Source organism: Curtobacterium sp. BNK-1, from assembly GCF_048685235.1.
GTDB lineage: Bacteria > Pseudomonadota > Gammaproteobacteria > Enterobacterales > Enterobacteriaceae > Pantoea > Pantoea agglomerans.
On sequence record NZ_JBLQTJ010000001.1, the window covers coordinates 2,328,337 to 2,351,609 of the forward strand.

General features: G+C 56.5%; 24 protein-coding genes and 1 other annotated feature. Of the genes, 17 read left to right on the forward strand and 7 right to left on the reverse strand.

Translation table 11 applies throughout. The annotated features are described in order from the left end of the window. Positions 1-80: 80 nt before the first annotated feature. Genes ACMGGP_RS11130 through ltnD form a run of 4 tightly spaced genes read right to left on the reverse strand, consistent with a single transcriptional unit; the run spans position 81 to position 3,670 of the window. A complete protein-coding gene (locus ACMGGP_RS11130; protein WP_498798441.1) occupies positions 81-866 on the reverse strand; it encodes an HPr family phosphocarrier protein in 786 nt (261 codons plus the stop codon). Then, positions 866-1,510 (reverse strand): 3-oxo-tetronate 4-phosphate decarboxylase, encoded by a 645-nt coding sequence (gene otnC, locus ACMGGP_RS11135; protein WP_022625000.1) that lies wholly within the window; start codon positions 1,508-1,510, stop codon positions 866-868. Before otnC ends, ACMGGP_RS11130 begins: the two co-directional genes overlap by 1 nt. Next, positions 1,503-2,765 (reverse strand): 3-oxo-tetronate kinase, encoded by a 1,263-nt coding sequence (gene otnK / locus ACMGGP_RS11140; RefSeq protein ID WP_498798442.1) that lies wholly within the window; start codon positions 2,763-2,765, stop codon positions 1,503-1,505. Before otnK ends, otnC begins: the two co-directional genes overlap by 8 nt. After that, a complete protein-coding gene (gene ltnD, locus ACMGGP_RS11145; protein ID WP_336999497.1) occupies positions 2,765-3,670 on the reverse strand; it encodes an L-threonate dehydrogenase in 906 nt (301 codons plus the stop codon). The genes otnK and ltnD overlap by 1 nt, the downstream gene beginning before the upstream one ends. A 267-nt stretch (positions 3,671-3,937) precedes the next feature. Here ltnD and ygbI point away from each other — a divergent pair, with 267 nt between their 5' ends. Further along, a complete protein-coding gene (gene ygbI, locus ACMGGP_RS11150) occupies positions 3,938-4,699 on the forward strand; it encodes a DNA-binding transcriptional repressor YgbI (RefSeq protein WP_498798443.1) in 762 nt (253 codons plus the stop codon). 48 nt (positions 4,700-4,747) lie between these two features. Here the strand turns inward: ygbI and ACMGGP_RS11155 are convergent, their stop codons facing one another. Both ACMGGP_RS11155 and ACMGGP_RS11160 read right to left on the reverse strand, forming a co-directional pair. Beyond that, the gene (locus tag ACMGGP_RS11155) at positions 4,748-6,106 is read right to left on the reverse strand and encodes an APC family permease (protein WP_010248042.1); all 1,359 of its coding nucleotides are present in this window, start codon (positions 6,104-6,106) and stop codon (positions 4,748-4,750) included. 405 nt (positions 6,107-6,511) lie between these two features. Further along, a complete protein-coding gene (locus tag ACMGGP_RS11160) occupies positions 6,512-7,927 on the reverse strand; it encodes a glutamine synthetase family protein (RefSeq protein WP_010670953.1) in 1,416 nt (471 codons plus the stop codon). Positions 7,928-8,131: 204 nt separating this feature from the next. Between ACMGGP_RS11160 and puuD the strand changes: the two genes are divergently transcribed. From puuD to ACMGGP_RS11175, 3 genes are read left to right on the forward strand one after another with little or no spacing between them, the layout of a single operon-like run. Further along, the gene (gene puuD, locus ACMGGP_RS11165) at positions 8,132-8,899 is read left to right on the forward strand and encodes a gamma-glutamyl-gamma-aminobutyrate hydrolase (RefSeq protein WP_498798444.1); all 768 of its coding nucleotides are present in this window, start codon (positions 8,132-8,134) and stop codon (positions 8,897-8,899) included. Continuing rightward, the gene (gene puuR, locus ACMGGP_RS11170; protein WP_498798445.1) at positions 8,892-9,449 is read left to right on the forward strand and encodes an HTH-type transcriptional regulator PuuR; all 558 of its coding nucleotides are present in this window, start codon (positions 8,892-8,894) and stop codon (positions 9,447-9,449) included. The genes puuD and puuR overlap by 8 nt, the downstream gene beginning before the upstream one ends. A gap of 18 nt (positions 9,450-9,467) precedes the next feature. Beyond that, positions 9,468-10,745 (forward strand): NAD(P)/FAD-dependent oxidoreductase, encoded by a 1,278-nt coding sequence (locus ACMGGP_RS11175; protein WP_010248052.1) that lies wholly within the window; start codon positions 9,468-9,470, stop codon positions 10,743-10,745. A 167-nt stretch (positions 10,746-10,912) separates the two neighbouring features. Here the strand turns inward: ACMGGP_RS11175 and ACMGGP_RS11180 are convergent, their stop codons facing one another. After that, a complete protein-coding gene (locus ACMGGP_RS11180) occupies positions 10,913-11,740 on the reverse strand; it encodes an SDR family oxidoreductase (protein WP_022625005.1) in 828 nt (275 codons plus the stop codon). Between the two features lie 179 nt (positions 11,741-11,919). On the opposite strand from ACMGGP_RS11180, the gene hisL reads away from it, so the two are divergent. The 13 genes from hisL (at position 11,920) to ACMGGP_RS11245 (ending at position 23,221) form a co-directional block, all read left to right on the forward strand. Then, the gene (hisL, locus tag ACMGGP_RS11185; RefSeq protein ID WP_100396937.1) at positions 11,920-11,967 is read left to right on the forward strand and encodes a his operon leader peptide; all 48 of its coding nucleotides are present in this window, start codon (positions 11,920-11,922) and stop codon (positions 11,965-11,967) included. After that, positions 11,943-12,063: a sequence feature (His leader region), on the forward strand. (Overlaps the previous gene by 25 nt.) Before the next feature lie 48 nt (positions 12,064-12,111). After that, positions 12,112-13,011 (forward strand): ATP phosphoribosyltransferase, encoded by a 900-nt coding sequence (gene hisG, locus ACMGGP_RS11190; RefSeq protein WP_004571317.1) that lies wholly within the window; start codon positions 12,112-12,114, stop codon positions 13,009-13,011. A 3-nt stretch (positions 13,012-13,014) separates the two neighbouring features. Further along, positions 13,015-14,319, forward strand: a complete 1,305-nt coding sequence (gene hisD, locus ACMGGP_RS11195) for a histidinol dehydrogenase (protein WP_033758367.1) — start codon at positions 13,015-13,017, stop codon at positions 14,317-14,319. After that, positions 14,316-15,392, forward strand: coding sequence for a histidinol-phosphate transaminase (gene hisC / locus ACMGGP_RS11200; protein WP_182504321.1), 1,077 nt, complete (start codon positions 14,316-14,318; stop codon positions 15,390-15,392). Before hisD ends, hisC begins: the two co-directional genes overlap by 4 nt. Beyond that, complete coding sequence (gene hisB, locus ACMGGP_RS11205) at positions 15,389-16,456, forward strand: bifunctional histidinol-phosphatase/imidazoleglycerol-phosphate dehydratase HisB (protein ID WP_331842667.1); 1,068 nt, start codon at positions 15,389-15,391, stop codon at positions 16,454-16,456. The genes hisC and hisB overlap by 4 nt, the downstream gene beginning before the upstream one ends. Continuing rightward, positions 16,456-17,046 (forward strand): imidazole glycerol phosphate synthase subunit HisH, encoded by a 591-nt coding sequence (hisH, locus tag ACMGGP_RS11210; protein WP_008926061.1) that lies wholly within the window; start codon positions 16,456-16,458, stop codon positions 17,044-17,046. The genes hisB and hisH overlap by 1 nt, the downstream gene beginning before the upstream one ends. Beyond that, on the forward strand, positions 17,046-17,783 hold the full coding sequence (gene hisA, locus ACMGGP_RS11215) for a 1-(5-phosphoribosyl)-5-[(5-phosphoribosylamino)methylideneamino]imidazole-4-carboxamide isomerase (protein ID WP_498798446.1): 738 nt from the start codon (positions 17,046-17,048) through the stop codon (positions 17,781-17,783). Before hisH ends, hisA begins: the two co-directional genes overlap by 1 nt. Continuing rightward, on the forward strand, positions 17,765-18,541 hold the full coding sequence (gene hisF / locus ACMGGP_RS11220; RefSeq protein WP_010248068.1) for an imidazole glycerol phosphate synthase subunit HisF: 777 nt from the start codon (positions 17,765-17,767) through the stop codon (positions 18,539-18,541). The genes hisA and hisF overlap by 19 nt, the downstream gene beginning before the upstream one ends. Further along, positions 18,535-19,146 (forward strand): bifunctional phosphoribosyl-AMP cyclohydrolase/phosphoribosyl-ATP diphosphatase HisIE, encoded by a 612-nt coding sequence (gene hisIE, locus ACMGGP_RS11225; RefSeq protein ID WP_033778806.1) that lies wholly within the window; start codon positions 18,535-18,537, stop codon positions 19,144-19,146. Before hisF ends, hisIE begins: the two co-directional genes overlap by 7 nt. Positions 19,147-19,260: 114 nt before the next feature. Continuing rightward, positions 19,261-19,737 carry a YbaK/prolyl-tRNA synthetase associated domain-containing protein gene (locus ACMGGP_RS11230; protein ID WP_022625009.1) on the forward strand — a complete coding sequence of 159 codons (477 nt, stop codon included), beginning with the start codon at positions 19,261-19,263 and terminating at the stop codon, positions 19,735-19,737. Positions 19,738-19,803: 66 nt separating this feature from the next. Continuing rightward, positions 19,804-20,595 carry an ABC transporter substrate-binding protein gene (locus ACMGGP_RS11235; RefSeq protein ID WP_172608005.1) on the forward strand — a complete coding sequence of 264 codons (792 nt, stop codon included), beginning with the start codon at positions 19,804-19,806 and terminating at the stop codon, positions 20,593-20,595. Between the two features lie 106 nt (positions 20,596-20,701). Beyond that, a complete protein-coding gene (locus ACMGGP_RS11240) occupies positions 20,702-22,000 on the forward strand; it encodes a succinylglutamate desuccinylase/aspartoacylase family protein (protein WP_404562435.1) in 1,299 nt (432 codons plus the stop codon). Positions 22,001-22,150: 150 nt separating this feature from the next. Beyond that, positions 22,151-23,221, forward strand: coding sequence for an acyltransferase family protein (locus tag ACMGGP_RS11245; protein ID WP_498798447.1), 1,071 nt, complete (start codon positions 22,151-22,153; stop codon positions 23,219-23,221). The last annotated feature ends 52 nt before the right edge of the window (positions 23,222-23,273 follow it).

Genomic DNA, 23,273 nt, shown 5'->3' on the forward strand with positions numbered 1-23,273 from the left:
GAATAAACAGGTGCAGGGTCAGAAAAAGGACGAAAAAATCTCAACCGGTGCCGAAACACCGGTTTTTTTAGCCCGTTAAATCAGGTTTTTCTCGCCCAGGGCGCAAACCAGCCAAGGCCCGCAGTAGTGCTGCCGCGCGGGATATATTCGCAGCCCACCCAGCCGGAATAGCCGACCTCATCCAGCAGTGAGTAAAGATAGGGGTAGTTGATTTCACCCTCATCCGGTTCATGACGATCCGGTGCCGAAGCAATCTGCACGTGCCGATAGCGTCCGGCATAGTGGCGAATCAGATGGCTGAGGTTGCCATCCACCCGTTGCGCATGGAACAGGTCGAGCTGAGTGAAGACATTGGGTCGATCGATCTGTTCGACCATCTCCAGCGTCTGATACTGGCTGGCATAAAGATAGTTGGGTTTGGTTGTGGGATTCAGCGCCTCAATCAGCAGGATGATGCCGTACGGCGCAAAGCGCTCCGCCGCATAACGCATATTGCTGATAAAGGTCTCAACGTAGCGCTGACGGTCAGCGTCGGGCGGCACCGTCGCCGCCATGATGTGCACCTGCGGGCAGTTCAGCGCCAGCGCATAGCTCAGGGCGCGATCGATATCCGCCTTTGCTTCCGCTTCCCGTCCGGGGATGGCCGAAACGCCCCACTCACCCGCTGCGACGTTGCCGGGTGCGGTATTAAACAGCACCAGTTCCAGCTGGTTATCATCAAGCCACTGCTTGATCTGCGTGGCGGGATAGTCATAAGGAAACAGAAATTCGACGGCGGTGAAACCGGCTTTCGCCGCTGCAGCGAAGCGTTCAGCAAACGGCAATTCAGTAAATTGCGTCGAAAGGTTAGCAGCAAACTTCGGCATTATCGGCTCCTTAATTCTGCCACTTCGGCATCATTGAGATAACGGATCGGGCGGTCGCCTAAGGTAAAGATCAGCCGGGCGGTCTCCTCCAGCTCTTCAGTGTTGTCTGCCGCTTCCTGCAACGATTTCCCCACTACCACCGGGCCATGATTCGCCAGCAGGAAGGCACGGTAACGTGGAGCCAGCGCCGCGAGATCCTCGGCCAGTCGCCCATCACCCGGCTTGTAGTAAGGCACAACCGGCACATCACCGACACGCATCACCACATAGGGGGTAAACGGACGGATGCAGTTGTCCGTGTCCAGCCCCTGTAAGCAGGAGAGCGCCGTCAGGTAGTGGCTATGCAGATGCACCACCGCCCTGCAGTCGGGATTATTCAGATAGAGCGCGCGGTGAAACGCAATCTCTTTGGAGGGTTTATCGCCTGAGAGCCATTCACCGTCAGGCGTGACTTTTGCCAGCCGGTCACCCTGTAATTCACCCAGGCATGAACCGGTGGGAGTCGCCAGCAGATTGCCATCCTCCAGCAACATTGAGAGGTTGCCCGCCGAGCCGGTGGCATAGCCGCGCTGAAAAAACGAAGCGCCAAGACGCACCATCTCGTCACGCGCCTGCTGTTCCGTTAAAGAGAAAGATTCAGACATCAGTAAACTCCGTTTGCGCGCGGCGGAAGAAATCTTCATCGCCAAAATTGCCCGATTTCAGTGCCAGAGAGAGCGGCTGATGAATGTCGCGCACCCAGGGCACGCCGGGCGAAATCGTCGGGCCGATATGAAAGGCCGTCACACCCAGGCTCTGCGCGACCACGCCGGAGGTTTCGCCACCCGCCACGATAAAGCGCTGCCATCCGCGCCGTTTCAGCTCGCGGGTGACGGCAGCAAACAGTTGCTCAACGGCTTCGCTGCTGCGCTGAGCGCCAAAACGCTGTTGAATCGCCTGCAATTGTTGCGCGTCAGCGGTGGCAAACAGCAGGGGTGCCAGCGTCTGATCGCTGTTCGCTTCCACCCAGTCGCATAACTGCCGGGCATAAGCCCCGGCATCTTCCAGACAGCGTTCAGTCTCAACTTCGCAGGCCGGTGCCAGCTGGCGGTACGCGGCGACCTGACGATTGGTCATCTGTGAACAGGAACCGGAAAGCACCACGGCGCGATCGCCCTGCGGACGGCCTGCCTGCTCCGCTTTTGCATCACTCTCAGCCGTCGCCCACTGCCGTGCCAGACCGATGGCCAGCCCGGAACCGCCGGTGACCAGGCGCAGATCGCTCAGTGCTTCGCCCAGGGTCAACAGATGTTCCTGATGCAGGACGTCAGTTACGACGTAGTTGATCCCCTGCGCCGCCAGCTGACCCAGCGCCTGCCGTACTGACTCAGCGCCCTGATCGACCTGTGCCGCAGCGATCAGCCCGGCTTTGCCCGTCGCCTGTGATGTCATCAGCCGCAGCAGGTTGCTGTCGTGCATCGGTGTGACGGGATGATGCCGCATACCGGAATCTGACAGCAGCTGATCGCCGACAAACAGGTAGCCCTGATAAACGGTGCGGCCATTCACTGGCAGCGCCGGACAGATTACCGTCTGCGTTTCACCCAGCGCCTGCAGCAGAGCGTCGGTTACCGGACCGATATTGCCCTGCGCGGTGCTGTCGAAGGTGGAACAATATTTGAAGTAGAAACGCTCACAGCCCTGCGTCTGCAGCCAGGCCAGCGCAGCCAGCGACTGAGCAACCGCCTGGTCTGCCGGACAGGAGCGGCTCTTCAGGCTGACCACAATCGCCTGCGCCTCTGTGGTTTCCTCGCTGTCAGGAATGCCGTTGAACTGAATAGTGGTCAGCCCGTTCTGCACCAGAAAACTGGCAATGTCAGTCGCACCGGTAAAATCGTCCGCTATCACGCCAAGCCGCATCAGATTTTCTCCTCTGCCTGGGGCAGCGTGATGCCGCTGAAGATTTTAATCACTGCACTGTCATCTTCCCGGCCGTAACCGGCGTTGCTGGCTTCGGTGAACATATTGAGGGCGGTTGAGGCCAGCGGCAGCGGGAAGTGCAAGGCTTTCGCGGTATCGGCCACCAGGTTGAGATCTTTCACAAAGATATCGACCGCCGATTTCGGGCTGTAGTCGCCATCCACCACATGCCGCATGCGGTTTTCGAACATCCATGAATTGCCTGCGGCGTTGGTGACCACTTCATACATGGTTTCCAGCGGGATGCCGGCACGCGCCGCCAGCGCCATCGCTTCTGCCCCGACCGCGATGTGAACACCTGCCAGCAGCTGATGGATAATTTTGACGGTTGACCCGAGGCCGATCTCACTGCCCACGCGATATACTTTGGCTGCGACGGCATCCAGTACAGATTGCAGTTGTGCAAAGGCCGCGTCGCTGCCGGACGCCATCACCGTCATCTCACCGCTGGCCGCCTTAGCGGCACCGCCGGAGACCGGTGCATCCAGCATCAGCAGCTGATATTGCGCCAGCTGTTGTTCAATCTGCTGCGCATCCAGGGCGGACAATGTGGATGAGACCATGACCACGGTGCCGGGACGCAGTTTTGCGGCCAGGCCCTCTTCACCGAACAGAATGGCGTTAACCTGCTGCGCATTTACCACCAGAAGCAAAACGGCATCAAGCTGGTCTGCAAAGGCGGATGCTGAAGGCTGCGCATCACGCGCGCCTGCCTGGCGTAAGTTCTCAAGCGCGGCGGGATTCAAATCGACACCCCAGGTATTGAGGCCGGCACGCAGGCAGGATTTCGCGGCACCCATGCCCATGGAACCTAACCCGATAACGCAGATATTTTCAGCTGGCACGATACGCCTCCACTGTTAATTTAAGTGATTATTTGTTTGTTACTGTTAATCCTGCCAGTTTACTGTCGGCAAAAATGTGTTTCCGCTCACAAAAAAATATTCCCGATGTGAACCAGAACAATTTTTAACATTACCAGATTGGCAGCACCGGCACTGCCGCAGTGCAGTTAGCGCCGCCGTTGCCGGGATTAAAGCTGTTATTATTTGTTCTGGTTAACCGGCAGATCCTTTATAATGTGAAAAAATGATAATTATCAGGGAGCCGATATGATTCCGATTGAACGTCATCAACAGATTCTTGCGCTGGTGGCCGATCGTGGCGTGGTGAGCATTGTAGAACTCACTGAACGGCTGGGTGTGTCACACATGACCATACGCCGTGATGTGCAGAAACTGGAGGAGCAAGGGGCCGTGCTGTCGGTCTCCGGCGGCGTGCGCTCAGCCGAGCGGCTGGCCGCTGAGCCGTCACACCTGACGAAAAGCACCCTCTACAACGAGGAGAAGCGCGCCATTGGCCGCACCGCCGCCCGACAGATCCCCCGTAACAGCTGCATCTACCTGGATGCCGGCACCACAACGTTAGCGCTGGCAAGAGAAGTGGTGGATCGCGATGATTTGCTGGTGGTAACCAATGATTTTATGGTGGCGAATCTGCTGATGGAGGCCAGTCAGTGCCGGGTTATTCACACGGGCGGCACCGTTTGCCGGGAGAACCGCTCCTGTGTCGGCGAGTCGGCGGCACGCAGCCTGCGTCATCTGGCCATTGATATTGCCTTTATTTCCGCCTCCTGCTGGGGGCCGCGTGGCTTGTTTACGCCGGATGAAGATAAAGTGATGGTGAAGCAGGCGGTGAGTGAGGTGAGCAGTAAGCGGGTATTGCTGAGTGACAGTTCGAAGTACAACAGGATCGCGACGTTTCTGGCTTTACCGCTGGAGAGCTTTGATCGGGTAGTGACAGACACGCATCTGAGTGAGTCGGCGCGGGAGCTGTTAAGTGCGGGGAGCTGTGAACTGGTACTGGCTGGTTAAGCTGTCGCCGCCTTCCCTGAGACCGGGAAGGCGGCAACGTGAGCGTGATTAAACTTCTTCGCTGAACTGTGGCACCGGATTACGGAAGCTGCGGGTTACGAACGCCAGGTAGATAATCCCGATGGCGGCCCAGATCAGGCCCAGCTCCATAGAACTCTCTTCCAGGTTCACCCACAGCGCTCCCACCGTCAGCGCGCCAAGCAGCGGCAGCAGCAGATACTGAACGTGATCTTTCAGCGTGCGGTTACGCTTCTCACGGACCCAGAACTGCGCAATCACCGACAGGTTAACGAAGGTAAACGCCACCAGCGCACCAAAGTTAATCAGCGCGGTTGCGGTCACCAGGTCGAAGTTAATCGCCATCAGTGCAATCGCACCCACCAGCAGCACGTTGAGCGACGGAGTACGCCATTTCGGATGGATGTAACCGAAGAAACGCTCCGGGAACACACCATCACGGCCCATCACATACATCAGACGCGAGACGCCAGCGTGCGCCGCCATACCGGATGCCAGCACCGTGACCACCGAGAAGATCAGGATGCCGACCTGCAACGCTTTACCGGCCACGAACAGCATGATTTCAGGCTGCGATGAGTCCGGGTGCTGGAAGCGTGTGATGTCCGGGAAGTAGAGCTGCAGGAAGTAAGATGCCGCGATAAAGATCACCCCACCAATCAGCGCGGTCAGGAAAATAGCGCGCGGAATGGTGCGTTCTGCATCTTTGGTCTCTTCCGACAGCGAACTGATGCCATCAAAGCCGAGGAACGAGAAACAGAGTATCGTCGCACCGGTAATCATCGGCACCACATGCGCATTCTCAGACCAGAATGGACGGCTGCTCACCAGCGTGCCGGAACCTACGCCGCTTGCCACACCGTAGATTACCATCGCGGTAATCCCGACCATGACCACCACCTGCAGCACCACAATCACACTGTTGAAGTTGGCGACGGTTTTGATGCCCTTGAGGTTAGAGAGCGTCATAAACCCGACCAGCAACACCACAAAAATCCACGACGGAATGCCCGGCACCAGCGATTCGAAATAGTTTTTAGCCAGCAGGATGTTGATCATCGGCATGAACAGGTAGTCCAGCAGTGATGACCAGCCGACCATAAAGCCGACGTGCGGACTGATCGCCTTCTGAGCGTAGGTATAAGCGGAGCCCGCAGAGGGGAAGCGGCGTACCAGCTTACCGTAACTCACGGCAGTGAACAGAATCGCAATCAGCGCGAAAGCATAAGCAGTGGCGACGTGACCTTCGGTCAGCCCGGAAACGATGCCAAAGGTATCGAACAGGGTCATAGGCTGCATGTAGGCTAAGCCCATCATGACGACCGGAAGTAACGTGAGTGTTTTTTTGAGTTGCGCACGCTGCGGTGCGGCGGAGGTATTAAGCGACATGCTTCAGTCCCCCATGTGCGACAACCTGGCTGGGCTGGGTCACAGGGCAACTGCGCATTAAGCGACAGGGAGTAAGGTTAGCGGTTAACGCGGCGCCGTAGTCATCACGAAAACGCGTACCAGCGTTGGCTGGCAGAGTGTAAAACATCCCCATCTTTGTAATCCTCAATCTCACGCTTATGCGTGTTTTCAGTGTTTATCTATCCGGGTGCGTGCCCGGCCTCGGTTAAGTCAGCAAAAAACGCTCTAATAAAACTGGATGCAAAAAAATAACCGGCGCGGTTAGCGTCGGTTATCATCTGATTTTGCAGGCCGCGTATTCTGCCCTAACCCGTGGCAGGAATACAAGCCATCGGGGCATCTTATGCAAAAAAAAGCCCGTCAGATAACAGGTAAAAAAACCTGTCAGGCATTTTTCAGCATCCAGTCAATCTCGGTAGACGTAATCAGCCGTTCAAACTGCATCAGTTCATGATGCTTACAGCTGTGCCAGACACTGGCAAAGCGTTCGCCCAGTAACTTCTGCAGCGGATAGCTGTTGTCAAACTCATACAGCGCATCGCTCTGGCGGATCGGCAGTGCCAGACCCTCGGCATGGTGACCGTTGCCGGTAACCGGATGCGGCAACGGCAACTGGGTATCCAGCCCATGCAGCATCCCCGCAAGAATAGCCGACACCACCAGGTAGGGATTAGCATCCGCGCCCGCAACCCGGTACTCAATACGATGATTGTCGATATCCCCGCACGGCACCCGCAGCGCAACGGTCCGGTTGTTATGGCCCCACGATGCCTGCAACGGCACATAGGCGTCCGGAACAAAACGGCGATAGGCATTCACATTGGGTGCCAGCAGCGCCATTGAGGCGGGCATCAGATCGATCATCCCGGCCAGCGCCCGTTTCATCAGCGGCGAATCACTGCCGTCATCGCAGGCGAAGGCGTTGTGATCGGCGGCATCCAGCATGCTGATATGCACATGCATGCCGCTGCCCGCATACTCCTCATAGGGCTTCGCCATAAACGTGGCGGTCATACCGTGATTTTCTGCCACCTGACGAATCAGGCGTTTCAGCTGCACCGCATGGTCACAGGCCCGCAGCACGTCGCGGGTATGATGCAGGTTAATTTCAAACTGTCCGGGCGAGGCTTCCGCCAGCGCACCATCGGCCGGGATGCCCTGCTGACGGGCCAGATCGTCGATGTCACGCAGCACATCGGCGAAGTGATCGAGGTTATCTACCGAGTAGACCTGGCTCTGCATATTGCGTTCATCACTGCCGGGCGAACACGGCGGCTGGATAAAGCCTTCGGCATCGCGCTTTTTGTCCACCAGATAGAACTCCAGCTCTACCGCTACCACCGGGAACAGACCTCGGTTACGCAGCTGTTGCCACAGCCGGTTAAGGACATTTCGGGGTTCAACGTCAAAGGGAGTGCCATCTTGGTTGCACATGGTTAGCAGCAGTTGCGCAATGTGCTGAGGGTCAGACGCGGAAGGAACTAAAGTACCGGTGACGGGCAGGCAGAGATTATCGGGTTCGCCCAGTGACTGGCCGAGTCCCGCTTCTTCTACTGTGTTGCCGAGGATATCCATGGCAAACACCGAGGCGGGGAAATAACACCCTTTTTCCAGCTTAGGCAGCGCAGAGACCGGAATACGCTTGCCGCGGAACACACCATTTAAATCATTTAACAGGATGTCGACATACTGCGTGTCAGGATGGCGCTCCAGCCAGGTTTTCACCTCAAGCTGGAACGCGCTGGTTCGTTTCTCTTCACTGTGAAGCGTGAAGTCTTCCACTTCTACCAGGTTAGTCATGATCTCACCCGCCCCTATTAGGTTTGCGTAATGCTCAAAATAACAGCCACACCACTAACATAGCGCCAACATAAAAAGTGTGCAAATGTAACAAATCTGTTTGAAGAACAAACAGCAGATTGCTAGATTGAAAAAATATTGCACACTTAACCGCCAGACGTGCCCTTTCGGTAGATATTTCGAACAGCGATGCGAGGATGTGAGATGGGCATTATTTTTGACAAGCCGTTGATTGGCGTAGTGATGTGCCAGAAGGATCTGGGCGGCCATCCGAGCCAGACGGTTCACAATAAGTATACCGATGCGGTTGTCCTTGCGGGTGGCGTACCACTGGCCCTGCCCCACAGTCTGATGAATGCGCCTCATCTATTAGAAAACGCTATGGCTGTTCTGGATGGTCTGCTGCTGACCGGCAGCCCCAGCAATATCGAACCCTGGCATTATGGCGAGGCGGGCGAAGAGCTGCATGCCGATCCGGGCCGTGACCATCTCGCCTTTCAGCTGATCACCTGGGCCACCAGCCACAAGATGCCGATGTTCGGGATCTGCCGTGGGCTGCAGGAGCTGGTGGTGGCAAATGGCGGTGCGCTGTGGCGGGAGCTCAGCGGGCAGCCGTCGTTTCAGCGTCACCATGAAGATGAGACGCTGCCGCTGGAGCAGCAGTATGCTCAGGCGCATCCAATCACTATCGAACCCGACGGCCTGCTGGCGACGCTGCTGGACAGCAACAGTCCGCTGGCGGTCAATTCACTGCATCATCAGGGGGTACGCGAACCGGGCCCGCAATTGCGCGTTGAAGCGCGCGCGCCGGATGGCCTGATTGAGGCGGTGAGTCTGCGCCATCATCCCTTCGCCCTGGCGGTGCAGTGGCATCCCGAGTGGCAGCCGGAACACGCAACGGGATCGCAGGCGCTCTTCAGCGGCTTTATTCAGGCCGCCATTCGTTATCACAAGGAAAAAGAAAATGAGTGATGCCACGCTGGCGCCGGGACGACGGCTGGCGCAGATCCGGCAGAAACTGGGGCTGTCACAACGCCGTGTCGCCGAACTGGCCGGACTGACCCACAGCGCCATCAGCACCATTGAGCAGGATAAGGTCAGCCCGGCGGTCAGCACCCTGCAGAAGCTGCTGAAAGTCTATGGGCTCTCGCTGTCAGAGTTCTTCTCGGAACCCAAACCGGATGCGGAACCTAAGGTCATTGTCCGCGCCAGCGACCTGCTGGAGATTGGCAGTCAGGGGGTTTCGCTGAAGCTTATCGACAATGGCCGTGCACAGCGCACGCTGGGCATGCTGCTGGAAACTTATCAACCGGGTGCCAGCACTGGCGAGAAGCTGCGTCATCCGGGCGAAGAGACCGGCACACTGCTGGAAGGAGAGATTACGCTGGTCATCAACGGAGAGCACTATCATCTCTCCGCCGGAGAGAGCTACGTCATTGATACGGGCTTACCACACAGTTTCACCAACCGTGCTGAAATCCCCTGCCGCATTGTCAGTGCCCATACGCCAGCCAACTTTTAGGCGCTTCCGGAGGTTGTTATGAATTACGTGGAGAGTTATTACGCAGCGACCGCCAATCCGCATGCGCCCTGGCCGACATTACAGGAGAGCATTCAGTGTGACGTCTGCATTATTGGCGGCGGTTTCACCGGTCTTTCGGCGGCGCTGCATCTGACCGAGGTAGGCTATGACGTGGTTGTGCTGGAAGCGGCGCGGGTCGGCTTTGGTGCCAGCGGGCGTAACGGCGGTCAGGTGGTGAACTCCTACAGCCGCGACGTGGATGTGATTGAACAGCGCTACGGTAAAGAGAGCGCCCGTATGCTGGGCAGCATGATGTTTGAAGGCGCTGAAATCATCCGCGATCGCATTAAGCGGTACGCGATCGACTGCGATTACCGGCCTGGCGGCGTTTTTGCGGCCCTGAATGCGCGCCAGATGGCGCATCTGCGAAAACAGAAAGCGTTATGGCAGCAGTATGGGAATCATGATCTGGAACTACTGGATGAGCGAGCCATCCGCCGTGAAGTCGCCACCGAACGCTACGTTGGCGGGCTGCTGGATCGGCGCGGCGGCCATCTGCATCCGCTGAACCTGGCGCTGGGGGAAGCGGAGGCGATCCGTCGACATGGCGGACGCATCTATGAACAGTCCGCGGCGACCAGTGTGGTTTATGGCACACCAAACCGGGTAAAAACCGCCCAGGGCGAGGTCAGCGCGACCTTTGTGATCTTCGCCGGGAATGCCTATCTGGCCCCGCAGCTGGAACCGCGACTGAGCAGGAAAAGCATGCCGTGCGGATCGCAGATTGTGGCAACCGAACCGCTGTCAACCGACCAGGCGTTGTCGCTGATGCCGAACAACTACTGTGTGGAAGATTGTAACTATCTGCTGGATTACTTCCGTCTGACGGCGGATAACCGGCTGCTCTATGGCGGCGGCGTGGTTTATGGCGCACGGGAACCGGCCGATATTGAAGCGTTGATCCGGCCCAAGCTGCGTCGCACTTTCCCGCAGTTGCAAAACGTGAAGCTGGACTTCAGCTGGAGCGGCAATTTCCTGCTGACGCTGTCGCGCATGCCGCAGTTTGGCCGACTGGAGAAGAATGTCTATTTTATGCAGGGTGACAGCGGTCATGGCGTAACCAGTACGCATCTTTCCGGCAAGCTGATCAGCGAAGTGTTACGCGGCGATGCCGAGCGTTTTGATGCTTTCGCCCGCCTGCCTCACCTGCCGTTTCCCGGTGGGCGTCGATTTAAGGTGCCGCTGACGGCGATGGGCGCGGTGTGGTATGCGTTGAGGGATCGGTTAGGGGTGTGAGGCTGAGGGCCAGACCTGGCTGTCTGGCCTGATGAAAACAGGTCTTTCAGCGGGGCACATTCTGCCCTGTTGTTCAACCTCTTTAGTATGTTGTAACTACAGGAAGAGCAGAACTTTCACCTATCAGAGCGGGAGCACTCAGCCCCCGCAACAGCGCCAGCCGCGTATCACTCCAGCGGCATTTTAATCGGATCGTCATAGCGGTACTCAAAACCGAGTTCGCTACAGATGCGGGAACCATCAATCAGCTTGCCGCTATTCTTTTCCGCCTCTGGTGCGAACTGCGGCGGCTGCAGCCCAAGCTGGTGCGTGACCGCAGGATAGAAGGTGTCACGCGAGGGATGTTTCGAGGCACACAGATTGTAGACCCGGCCCCCTTTGGGCGACTGCAGTAGCAGCGTAATCGCCTCCACTACATCATCCAGATGCACAAGATTGACGCCCTGTGAGCCATTGGCCACATCCTGCTTACCGGCGAGGAAGCGTCCCGGATGGCGCTTTGGCCCGACCAGACCGGCCAGGCGCACAATATCCACGCTGGTGCCCGGCAGATCGTGCAGCCAGTTCTCCAGTTTAACCAGCGTCTTTCCGGCCACCGTTTCTGCGTCCAGCGGGCTGTTTTCCCGCTTAGCGCCGGCGCTGCTGCCATAGACTGAGGTGGAACTGGTAAAGATAATGCGCGGTACCTTATAAACCAGCGCGGTATCGACCACATTCTGCACCGCCTGCAGATAGGCTTCGCCCCCTTCCGCAGTGCGGCTGGCGGGCAGTGTAACGATCAGCGCATCGACGTTGAATAGCGGCTCAATATCGGCGGCATCACAGAGCAGTTCCGGCGTCAGTTCCAGCTGGAACGCCTCAATGCCGCAGCGGCGTGCCGCGTCTACACCGTCTGGCGTGGTTTTGCTGCCGGTGACCTGCCAGCCTCGCGCCGTTAACGCCGTGGCCAGCGGCATACCCAACCAGCCCAGTCCCACAATCGCGACCTTCTTCATTTTGACTCCTGACGTGAAACATCAACCCTGACTTCACCGTAGTTTGCCCCCTGATTGCAAACCAGAACAACCTGTTTCAGCGCTTTCCGAACCGCCCGTTTAAAAAAGTGTTGCCAAGCGCAGCCATCTTCGCTAGGTTAAACCCCACAAATGAATACTCATTCATCGACGAGATTATTATGACACGCGTTCAGTTCAACCATCATCACCACCATCATCCTGACTAGTCTTTCAGGCGATTGGTGCTGGAAGACTTTCAAGATCTTCCAGTGGTGTGAACGCAAGAGAACCCCCGGAAGATCGTCTTCCGGGGGTTTTTTTATGGGCTGACGTAACCACACATTCAGGACAGCATTAAGAGGACAGGAACCATGTTAGATAACACCCGTTTACGCATAGCTATGCAGAAATCTGGCCGTTTAAGTGATGATTCACGCGAACTGCTGGCGCGCTGCGGCGTTAAAATCAACCTTCAGCAACAGCGCCTGATTGCGTTTGCGGAGAACATGCCGATCGACATCCTGCGCGTGCGCGATGACGATATTCCTGGCCTGGTGATGGATGGTGTGGTCGATTTAGGCATCATCGGCGAGAACGTGCTGGAAGAAGAGCTACTGTCACGCCGTGCCCAGGGTGAAGATCCGCGCTACTTTACGCTGCGCCGCCTCGACTTCGGCGGTTGCCGTTTGTCACTGGCGATGGCGACAGATGCCGAGTACACCGGCCCGGAATGCCTGGATAAATCCCGTATCGCCACCTCCTATCCGCACCTGTTAAAACAATACCTCGACAAAAAGGGCGTCAGCTTTAAGACCTGTTTACTGAACGGTTCCGTAGAAGTGGCGACCCGCGCCGGTCTGGCTGACGCCATCTGCGACCTGGTCTCTACCGGTGCTACGCTGGAAGCCAATGGCCTGCGCGAAGTTGAAGTAATCTATCGTTCAAAAGCGGTGCTGATCCAGCGTGACGGCGAGATGCCTGCCGCGAAGCAGGAGCTGATCGACAAAATGATGACCCGTATTCAGGGCGTGATTAAAGCGCGTGAATCGAAGTACATCATGCTGCACGCGCCGAGTGAGCGTCTGGAAGAAGTGATCAGCCTGCTGCCTGGCGCAGAGCGCCCGACCGTGCTGCCGCTGGCAGGCGATGTCAGCCGCGTGGCGATGCACATGGTCAGCAGCGAAACCCTGTTCTGGGAAACCATGGAAAAACTGAAAGCGCTGGGTGCCAGTTCGATTCTGGTGCTGCCTATTGAGAAGATGATGGAGTAAGCCATGGCCTTTTCTACCCCGATTGAGTGGCAGCAGTGTACCCCCGAACAGCAGCAGGCGCTGCTGTTACGTCCCGCTATCGCCGCCTCTGAAAACGTGACGATGACGGTGCGCGATGTACTGGAGCAGGTAAAGCTGAACGGTGATGACGCCCTGCGCCAGTTCAGCGCCCGCTTCGACAAAGCGCAGGTGGATAACCTGCGTGTTACCGCGCAGCAAATCGCAGAAGCCAGCTTACGTCTGAGTGACGAGCTGAAGCAGGCGATGGCTGTCGCGGTGGGCAATATCGAAACCTTCCACAACGCGCAGATCCTGCCGCCGGTGGATGTGGAAACCCAGCCAGGCGTACGCTGCCAGCAGATTACCCGTCCGGTGAAATCGGTCGGACTCTATATTCCTGGTGGTTCCGCCCCGCTCTTCTCCACCGTGCTGATGCTGGCGACCCCGGCCCGTATCGCTGGCTGTGGCCGCGTGGTGCTCTGTTCGCCGCCGCCGATTGCCGATGAGATCCTGTATGCCGCCCAGCTGTGCGGCGTAGAAGAGGTGTTCCAGGTAGGCGGCGCGCAGGCCATCGCCGCGATGGCCTTCGGCACCGAAACCGTGCCACGCGTGGACAAGATTTTTGGCCCGGGCAACGCCTGGGTGACAGAAGCGAAACGTCAGGTAAGTCAGCGACTCGATGGCGCGGCGATTGATATGCCAGCGGGTCCTTCTGAAGTGCTGGTGATTGCGGATGAAGGCGCCACGCCCGCGTTTGTCGCGTCTGATTTGCTTTCACAGGCAGAGCATGGTCCCGACTCGCAGGTGATTCTGCTGACGCCTTCATTAAAGCTGGCCGAGGCGGTCGCGGTCGCGGTTGAGCAGCAACTGGCGCAGTTGCCGCGGGCTGCCACAGCGCGTCAGGCGCTGGAAAGCAGCCGCCTGATCGTGGCGCGTGACCTTGAGCAGTGTGTCGCGATCTCTAATCTCTACGGCCCGGAGCACCTGATTCTGCAGACGCGTCAGCCGCGCGATCTGGTGGAGTCGATCACCAGCGCCGGTTCGGTATTTTTAGGTGACTGGTCGCCGGAGTCCGCGGGCGATTACGCCTCTGGCACCAATCACGTGTTACCGACCTACGGTTACACCTCGACCTGTTCCAGCCTGGGCCTGGCCGATTTCCAGAAACGCATGACGGTGCAGGAGCTGACGCCGCAGGGCTTCCTGAACCTGGCCGCCACCATTGAAACCCTGGCCGCCGCCGAGCAGCTGGATGCCCATAAGAATGCCGTCACCCTGCGCGTTGCCGCACTGAAGGAGCAAGCATGAGTCAGGATATTGAGCAGCTGGCGCGCGCCAATGTGCGCGCCCTGACGCCCTATATGTCGGCGCGTCGTCTGGGTGGCAACGGAGATGTCTGGCTCAATGCCAACGAGTTTCCGCTGCCGGTGCCGTTTGAGCTGTCGCAGCAGACGCTGAACCGCTATCCGGAATGTCAGCCTAAACTGGTGATTGAGCGCTATGCTGCTTATGCAGGCTTAACGCCGGAGCAGGTGCTGGTGAGCCGTGGCGCAGATGAAGCCATCGAACTGATCATGCGTGCCTTCTGTGAGCCGGGTCAGGATGCGATTCTGTTCTGTCCACCGACCTATGGCATGTACAGCGTCAGCGCCGAAACCATCGGCATTGAATACCGCACCGTCCCGGCCCTGACCGACTGGCAGCTGAACCTGCCTGCCATTGCAGAGCAGCTGGATGGCGTCAAAGTGGTTTACCTCTGCAGCCCGAACAACCCGACCGGCAACCTGATCAAGCAGGACGACATCCGTCAGCTGCTGGCGATGACCGCCGGTAAAGCGCTGGTAGTCGCAGATGAAGCCTACATTGAGTTCTGCCCGCAGGCGACCCTGACCGGCTGGCTGAAGGATTATCCGCATCTGGTAATCCTGCGTACGCTTTCTAAAGCCTTTGCGCTGGCTGGCCTGCGTTGCGGCTTTGCTCTGGCGAATAAGCCGGTCATCGACCTGCTGATGAAGGTGATCGCGCCCTACCCGCTGGCCACACCGGTGGCCGATGTCGCCGGTCAGGCGCTGAGCGACCAGGGAATTGCGCTGATGCGTGAGCATGTGGCACAGCTGAATGAGAACCGTAGCTGGCTGCAGGCTGAACTGGCTCAGCTGGCCTGCGTTGAGCAGGTTTTCTCCAGTGAAACCAACTATGTGCTGGCGCGCTTTACCGATTCACCAAAAGTCTTCAAAACCTTATGGGATCAGGGCATTATCCTGCGTGATCAGAACAAAAATCCGGGCCTGTCGGGATGCCTGCGCATCTCCATCGGCACGCGTGAAGAGTGCGAACGAGTGATCGCCGCGCTGCAAGCCTTTTCTGTGGAGCAAGCATGAGCCAGAAGACCCTTTTTATTGACCGCGACGGTACGTTAATCTCTGAGCCGCCTGAAGATTATCAGGTGGACCGCATGGATAAGCTGGCGTTTGAGCCAGATGTTATCCCGGCGCTGCTGGCACTGCAGGCCGCCGGTTATCGCCTGGTCATGATCACTAACCAGGATGGTCTTGGCACCCCGGGTTTCCCGCAGGCCGATTTCGATGGCCCGCACAATCTGATGATGCAGATCCTGACCTCGCAGGGCATTGCGTTTGACGATGTGCTGATCTGCCCGCACATGCCGGACGATCACTGCGACTGTCGCAAGCCAAAAACCCGAATGGTGGAAGCCTGGCTGGCCGAAGGCGCGCTGGATACCGCCAACAGCTACGTGATTGGCGATCGCCTGACCGATGTCCAGCTGGCGGAGAACATGGGCATCCAGCCTATCCGCTACGGTGCTGACGGCCAGAACTGGCACACTATCCAGCAGCGTCTGACCCAGCGTGACCGCCATGCGCTGGTGCAGCGCAACACCAAAGAGACACAGGTGCGGGTAGAACTGTGGCTGGATCGCGAAGGCGGCAGCAAGATTAATACCGGCGTGGGTTTCTTCGACCACATGCTGGACCAGATTGCCGTACACGGCGGGTTCCGCATGAACATCGAAGTGAAAGGCGATCTCTATATTGACGATCACCACACTGTGGAAGATACCGGTCTGGCACTGGGCGAAGCGCTGCTAAAGGCGCTGGGCGACAAGCGAGGCATTGGCCGTTTCGGCTTTGTGCTGCCGATGGATGAATGTCTGGCGCGCTGCGCGCTGGATATCTCCGGCCGTCCGCACATCGAGTTCAAAGCGGAGTTCAACTATCAGCGCGTGGGCGACCTCAGCACCGAGATGGTCGAGCATTTCTTCAGCTCACTCTCCTACGCCATGATGAGCACCCTGCATCTTAAAACCAAAGGCAAGAATGACCATCACCGCGTCGAGAGCCTGTTTAAAGCCTTTGGCCGTACGCTGCGTCAGGCGATCCGCGTTGAGGGCAATACGCTGCCAAGCTCGAAGGGAGTGCTGTGATGAACGTGGTGATCATGGATACCGGTTGCGCCAACCTGTCGTCGGTGAAATGGGCGATTGAACGTCTGGGCTACACCCCGGAAGTGAGCCGCGACCCCGATGTGGTGCTGCGTGCCGACAAACTGTTTCTGCCCGGCGTCGGCACCGCACAGGCGGCAATGAATCAGCTGGAAGAGCGTGACCTGATCGATCTGGTGAAAGCCTGTACCCAGCCGGTGCTGGGGATCTGCCTGGGTATGCAGCTGCTGGGACGCGGCAGCGATGAAAACGGCGGCGTGCCGACGCTGGGAATTATCGATGAGCCGGTGTCATTAATGGACACGCACGGCCTGCCGCTGCCGCACATGGGCTGGAATCAGATTACCGCGCAGGCGGGCAATCATCTGTTCCGTGGCATCGACGAAGGCTGCTATTTCTACTTCGTCCACAGCTATGCCATGCCGGTCAACGCCAGCACCATCGCACAGTGTCACTACGGTGAAGCTTTCACCGCCGCGGTGCAGAAAGATAACTTCTTTGGCGTCCAGTTCCACCCGGAACGCTCGGGCAAAGCGGGCGCGCAGCTGCTGAAAAACTTCCTGGAGATGTAATGATTATCCCCGCGTTAGATTTAATTGACGGCAAAGTGGTTCGTCTGCATCAGGGCGATTATGGACAGCAGCGCGATTACGGCAGCGATCCGCTGCCACGTCTGCAGGATTACGTTCGCCAGGGCGCGACCGTGCTGCATCTGGTGGATTTAACCGGCGCGAAAGATCCGGCGAAACGCCAGATCGCGCTATTGAAAACCCTGCTGGATGGCGTTGATGTGACGGTGCAGGTCGGTGGCGGCATTCGCAGCCGTGACGATGTTCATGCGCTGCTTGAAGCCGGAGCGAGTCGTGTGGTGGTTGGTTCCACGGCGGTGAAACAGCCTGAAGAGGTAAAACGGTGGTTTGCGGAATTTGGCGCAGAGGCGATTGTGCTTGCGTTAGATGTGCGCATTGATGCCAGTAACCGCAAAGAAGTGGCAATCAGTGGCTGGCAGGAAGCGGCGGGTGTCACGCTGGAAGAGGTGATTACCGACTTTCAGCAGGTGGGCCTGAAGCACGTGCTGTGCACCGACATTTCTCGCGACGGCACCCTGAGCGGCTCCAATGTTGCGCTCTATCAGGAAGTGACGGCGCGCTTTCCGACGATTGCTTTTCAGTCCTCGGGTGGCATTGGCGACCTCAATGATATCGCCGCCCTGCGCGGCAGCGGCATTCAGGGCGTGATTGTCGGACGTGCGCTGCTGGAAGATAAATTCACTGTTTCGGAGGCGATCGCATGCTGGCAAAACGGATAATTCCCTGCCTGGACGTACGTGACGGCCAGGTGGTCAAAGGCGTACAGTTTCGCAATCACGAGATCATCGGCGACATCGTGCCGCTGGCGCAGCGCTATGCCGCCGAAGGTGCCGACGAGCTGGTGTTCTATGATATCACCGCCTCATCCGATGGCCGGGTCGTCGACAAAAGCTGGGTATCGCGGGTTGCGGAAGTGATCGATATCCCGTTCTGCGTCGCGGGCGGCATTAAAACCCCGGAAGACGCAGCGCGCATTCTGGAGTTTGGCGCAGATAAGATTTCGATTAACTCGCCGGCGCTGGCCGACCCCACGCTGATCACCCGCCTCGCGGACCGTTTTGGCGTGCAGTGTATTGTGGTCGGGATCGATACCTGGTTTGATGAAGCCAGCGGTAAATATCAGGTGAATCAGTATACCGGCGACGAAGCGCGCACCCGCGTGACGCAGTGGGAAACGCTGGAGTGGGTGCAGGAAGTGCAGAAGCTGGGCGCAGGCGAGATCGTGCTGAACATGATGAATCAGGATGGCGTGCGTAACGGCTATGACCTGGTGCAGCTGAAGAAAATGCGTGAAGTCTGCAAAGTTCCCCTGATCGCCTCTGGCGGCGCAGGCACCATGCAGCACTTCCTGGATGCGTTTACCGAAGCTAACGTGGATGGTGCTTTAGCCGCCTCGGTATTCCATAAGCAGATTATTAATATTGGTGAGCTGAAGAGCTTTCTGATCGACAACGGAGTGGAGATTCGCGCGTGCTAACTGAACAACAACTGGCCCTTCTCGACTGGGATAAAACACAGGGCATGATGCCGGTCATTGTCCAGCACTTCGTCTCAGGCGAAGTGCTGATGCATGGCTACATGAACCCGGCCGCGCTGGAGAAAACGCTGGCAGAAAGCAAGGTCACCTTTTTCTCCCGCACCAAAAATCGCTTGTGGACCAAAGGCGAAACCTCCGGCAACTTTTTGCAGGTCGTGAGCATCACGCCTGACTGCGACAATGACACCCTGTTAGTGCTGGCGGATCCTATTGGCCCGACCTGCCATCTGGGCACCACCAGCTGCTTCTCACCGGCGGTCCCTGAGTGGACGTTCCTCTATCAGCTTGAGCAGTTGCTGGCTTCGCGCAAAACCGCCGATCCTGAAAGCTCCTACACCGCACGACTCTACGCCAGCGGCACCAAACGCATCGCGCAGAAAGTGGGTGAAGAAGGCGTTGAAACCGCACTGGCCGCCACGGTCAACGATCGGGATGAACTCACCAACGAAGCTTCTGACCTGGTCTATCACCTGATGGTACTGTTGCAGGATCAGGATCTCGACTTCCGCGCCGTGATTAACAACCTGCGTGACCGCCATAAGTAACTGTGCAATATGCTGCTCAGAATGCCGTTTTTATGCGGATTCTGAGCAGTCTTCAGCTCATTCCTCACGTCCATCCGGCACAATGACGGCAACTCAAACCTCAGGGAGAGAACCGTGACCACCCATGAGAAATTAATTGCCCTGCTCGACCAGCACCAGGCACGCTATCGCCTGATGGAGCATGAGGCGACCGGTAAATGTGAAGCGGTCGCGGCGATACGCGGCACCGAAATCGGCCAGGGTGCTAAAGCGCTGGTCTGTCATGTGAAAGGCAACGGCGTTAAACAGCATGTACTGGCGGTTTTACCTGCCGATCATCAGGCCGATCTGGGCAAAGTCGCGGCAGCAGTCGGAGGAAGACGCGCCTCACTCGCCAGTCCGGCGGAAACCGATCTGCTGACCGGCTGCGTATTCGGGGCGATTCCGCCGTTCAGCTTTCATCCCGACCTCAGACTGGTTGTTGACCCCGCGCTGTTTGAACGTTATCCGGAGATCGCGTTTAACGCTGGTCTGCTGGAACGTTCAGTGATCCTGAATACCGAAGATTATCGCGCGTTATGCGCGGCTGACGTGGTGAAGATTACGCAGTAATTGCCATCCCGGCAGCCCGGCGATACTCTGCATAATCACTCATCACGACAGAATAAGAGCAAAATCATGAACATTTTCACTCAACGCCTGCGTCAGACGCTGGCTGTGGCGGTTATGGCAGGCTGCGCTTTTGGCGCGCAGGCGAAGATCGAACAGGTGCGTTTCGCGGTCGATCCGACCTATCCGCCATTCGAATCGAAAACGCCACAGGGCAAGCTGGTCGGCTTTGATATTGATCTGGGCAATGCGCTTTGTACCCAGATGCAGGCAAAATGTGTCTGGGTTGAAAGCCAGTTTGACGGCATGATCCCGGCCCTTAAAGCACGTAAATTTGATGCCATTCTGTCCGACATGGGCATTACCGAAGAACGCCTGAAGCAGATTGATTTCACCGCGCCGCTCTATGACACCCACACTCAGCTGATTGCCCGTAAAGGTGCTGGCATATTGCCCACCGCTGAATCCCTGAAAGGAAAAACGGTCGGCGTAGAACAGGGAACGGTTCAGGAGCGCTATGCGCTGGCGAAATGGCAGCCTCACGGTGTGACCGTGGTGCCTTATGGCGATCAGGCACAGGTTGAAAGCGATCTGGTTTCAGGCCGACTGGATGCGGTATTCACCGATGCGGCACAGGCTGCCATCGGCTTCCTGAAGCATCCGCAGGGCAAAGATTTTGAACTGGCTGGCCCGATTATACAGGATCCGATCATCGGCCCCGGCACGGCGATTGGCCTGCGTAAAGGCGATACCGAGCTGAAAACCGCACTGGATAACGCCTTCATCGAAATCAAAAAGAATGGCACCTTTGACCAGATTCAGAAGCGCTACTTCGCCACGGATATCTCTATCCAGCCTTAACCTCGCGGTCGCCCTTTTTCATCCTCACCGCGATCCGGCACTATACTCTAACTATTTCGGGACGGCGCGCTGTCGTCCTTTGCCGATTAAAGGACATTAACACGGTATGCATCAACAACATCATCCACTGTTAAGCGCCTCTTTAGGCACCCAGCGTGAAATCATCAGTTTCCATTTCGCGGAAGACAACGAGCGTCAGGTCTACATTCAGGCTGCGCTGCATGGCGACGAACTGCCCGGTATGGCAGTGGCGTGGTTTTTAAAGCAGCGACTACAGGCGCTGGAGTCCGCCGGTCAACTTAAAGCCGCCTTTACCCTGGTGCCGGTTGCCAATCCCCTGGCGCTGGGACAGCACTGGCATGGCACCCATCTGGGCCGATTCCATACACTCTCTGGCCAGGACTTCAACCGCCGTTTCCCGTCACTGGGCGCAACCCTGGCGGCCGGGCTGGCTGAGAGTCTGACCCAGAGTGAAACGCAGAATAAAAGCCTGATCCGCGAGGCGATTGATCGCCACTATCGTGATACCGTGCCAAAAACCGAGCTGGATGCGCAACGCCACACGCTGATGCGGATGGCCAGTCAGGCCGATCTGATGATTGACCTGCACTGTGACTGGGAAGCCGTGCCGCACCTGTACACCACGCCGCACGCCTGGCCGGACATTGAACCGCTGGCGCGCTGGTTAGGCAGCGAGGTGCAGCTGCTGGCGCAGATCTCTGGCGGTGAGCCGTTTGATGAAGCCTGTTGCGAACCCTGGCTGACGCTGGCGGAACGGTTTGGCAAAGATTATCCGATGCCACGCGGATTGCTGCCGGTGACGCTGGAGTTGCGTGGCGTGCGTGATGTGTCGCCTGAACAGGCAGAGAAAGACGCGGAGGCGATTATTTCAGCGCTACAGGAAGGCGGTTACATCAGCTACAGCGAGCCAGCGATTTCCGTGGAAGTGGCGGCGCCCGTGATCGGTGGCGACGAACTTGTCCCGGCGAGCGCGGGCGGAGACGATATCGTGGCTATCAATGACGGCCCGATTGGTTTAAACGTGCCAGATATCGCTGAAGCACCTGGAGAAGCTGGCGTCATCAAAGAGCGCCACAGCGAAGGATCGGCGGCGGCCTCCCCTGCCCTGAAAAATCCACCTACGCCGTTAGCGGGCTGTGAATATATTCATTCGCCGGTATCCGGACTGATCCTGCATCGTAAACCGCTGGGCGCAAAGATTCGGCCGGGAGAAGTGGTGGCGGAGATTGTTGACCCGATAACTGACCAGATTACCCCGCTGGTGACGGAACATGGCGGTATTCTCTATGCGAGACACTGGGCTAAGTTTGCGACGGCAGGCATGCTGGTTGTGAGGCTGGCAGGTGAGCGAGAGATTCGGAGCGGGGATTTGCTGGTGGTGTAACAAAAGTTAGTTAAAGCATCTATTCATTCCATAGCTCGGTAGCAGTTAAGAGATTTTAACAAAAAAGCTCTTAGTGCTTGCTTATTGTAACAAATTAAATTAAAAAGCCTTACAATTTCCTTACCTTTTACGCAGTAGATTTGAGGATATATGAAGCAAAGGCTATTGGAGCTTGATGGTTGCAGAGGGTTACTATGCTGGACAGTGGTTGCGGGGCACTGGATCGGTAGCAGGATGGGATGGGTCAATGTCAATTTTTCTCATTCCTACATATCTGTAGACGGTTTTTTCATACTGTCTGGTATAGTACTTTCTTACATCTATAAAGAAAAATTATTGAGTTCCAGCAGAGAGTTTTTTAAGTATTCATTACATCGCTTAGAGCGACTTTACCCTTTGCATATCCTGACTTTTGTAATTACTTATCTGATTTATAGTAAATTCTTCGATAGCTTCCCTTTCGAAAATCCAGGCCTTACCGCTCTGTATAATATGCTTTTAATACATGGCTTAGGTTTTGCGTCATCCTGGAACTGGAATGACCCGAGTTGGTCAATATCAGTAGAGCTATATGCATCTATTTTAGCATTCCCTTTCTTAATAAGAATCAAAAATAATTTCACGCTGATAGTCATTGCCGTTATTTGTTATATTCTTGTTTATGCAAGACATCATAATCTTGAAGCAGCAACAGATGTTCATTTGTTTTTATTCTCATCGGGCATACTTAAATGTATCGCAGGCATCTCACTGGGAGTATTGATATCAAACTTATCGAATTATACTTCTTCTAAAAAAAATGCTGGTTTCCTGACCACGGTTTTCCAGACAGTCGCCGTCGCTATGTCTGGATTCTTCATTTATTCAAAAGACACTATCCATGCTTATGACGGGCTGGTAATCGTTTCTTTCTGTTATATATTCTTTACACTGATAAATTATTCCAGTTTCTGGAATACCCTGGCATCTAACAAGGCTATGGTATACTTCGGCAATATCAGTTTTTCGATATATTTACTACATACGCCTTTGATGTTGCTTCTTGACCAGGCCAACTTCTTCAGGAAGAGCAATACAGCAATTCAAACTCTCATTTTCATAACGGTGTTAATTTCCATTTCACACTTCGTATACAACCGTTTTGAATTGCCGATATATAAGAGACTTAAGAAAACCTCTGATAACTCAATTAATAAACATCATAGTCCTAATGTTTTGTAATTTCTGAGCGTTGTCTGAAATAACTTACTTTAAAGAGTACAAAAAATAAAGG

Excerpts from the sequence above, each read along its gene's own strand:
- ACMGGP_RS11130 (WP_498798441.1), bottom strand. The coding sequence starts at position 866 with ATGCCGAAGTTTGCTGCTAACCTTTCGACGCAATTTACTGAATTGCCG.
- otnC (WP_022625000.1), bottom strand. The coding sequence starts at position 1,510 with ATGTCTGAATCTTTCTCTTTAACGGAACAGCAGGCGCGTGACGAGATG.
- otnK (WP_498798442.1), bottom strand. The coding sequence starts at position 2,765 with ATGCGGCTTGGCGTGATAGCGGACGATTTTACCGGTGCGACTGACATT.
- ygbI (WP_498798443.1), top strand. The coding sequence starts at position 3,938 with ATGATTCCGATTGAACGTCATCAACAGATTCTTGCGCTGGTGGCCGAT.
- ACMGGP_RS11155 (WP_010248042.1), bottom strand. The coding sequence starts at position 6,106 with ATGTCGCTTAATACCTCCGCCGCACCGCAGCGTGCGCAACTCAAAAAA.
- ACMGGP_RS11160 (WP_010670953.1), bottom strand. The coding sequence starts at position 7,927 with ATGACTAACCTGGTAGAAGTGGAAGACTTCACGCTTCACAGTGAAGAG.
- puuD (WP_498798444.1), top strand. The coding sequence starts at position 8,132 with ATGGGCATTATTTTTGACAAGCCGTTGATTGGCGTAGTGATGTGCCAG.
- puuR (WP_498798445.1), top strand. The coding sequence starts at position 8,892 with ATGAGTGATGCCACGCTGGCGCCGGGACGACGGCTGGCGCAGATCCGG.
- ACMGGP_RS11175 (WP_010248052.1), top strand. The coding sequence starts at position 9,468 with ATGAATTACGTGGAGAGTTATTACGCAGCGACCGCCAATCCGCATGCG.
- ACMGGP_RS11180 (WP_022625005.1), bottom strand. The coding sequence starts at position 11,740 with ATGAAGAAGGTCGCGATTGTGGGACTGGGCTGGTTGGGTATGCCGCTG.
- hisG (WP_004571317.1), top strand. The coding sequence starts at position 12,112 with ATGTTAGATAACACCCGTTTACGCATAGCTATGCAGAAATCTGGCCGT.
- hisD (WP_033758367.1), top strand. The coding sequence starts at position 13,015 with ATGGCCTTTTCTACCCCGATTGAGTGGCAGCAGTGTACCCCCGAACAG.
- hisC (WP_182504321.1), top strand. The coding sequence starts at position 14,316 with ATGAGTCAGGATATTGAGCAGCTGGCGCGCGCCAATGTGCGCGCCCTG.
- hisB (WP_331842667.1), top strand. The coding sequence starts at position 15,389 with ATGAGCCAGAAGACCCTTTTTATTGACCGCGACGGTACGTTAATCTCT.
- hisH (WP_008926061.1), top strand. The coding sequence starts at position 16,456 with ATGAACGTGGTGATCATGGATACCGGTTGCGCCAACCTGTCGTCGGTG.
- hisA (WP_498798446.1), top strand. The coding sequence starts at position 17,046 with ATGATTATCCCCGCGTTAGATTTAATTGACGGCAAAGTGGTTCGTCTG.
- hisF (WP_010248068.1), top strand. The coding sequence starts at position 17,765 with ATGCTGGCAAAACGGATAATTCCCTGCCTGGACGTACGTGACGGCCAG.
- ACMGGP_RS11235 (WP_172608005.1), top strand. The coding sequence starts at position 19,804 with ATGAACATTTTCACTCAACGCCTGCGTCAGACGCTGGCTGTGGCGGTT.
- ACMGGP_RS11240 (WP_404562435.1), top strand. The coding sequence starts at position 20,702 with ATGCATCAACAACATCATCCACTGTTAAGCGCCTCTTTAGGCACCCAG.
- ACMGGP_RS11245 (WP_498798447.1), top strand. The coding sequence starts at position 22,151 with ATGAAGCAAAGGCTATTGGAGCTTGATGGTTGCAGAGGGTTACTATGC.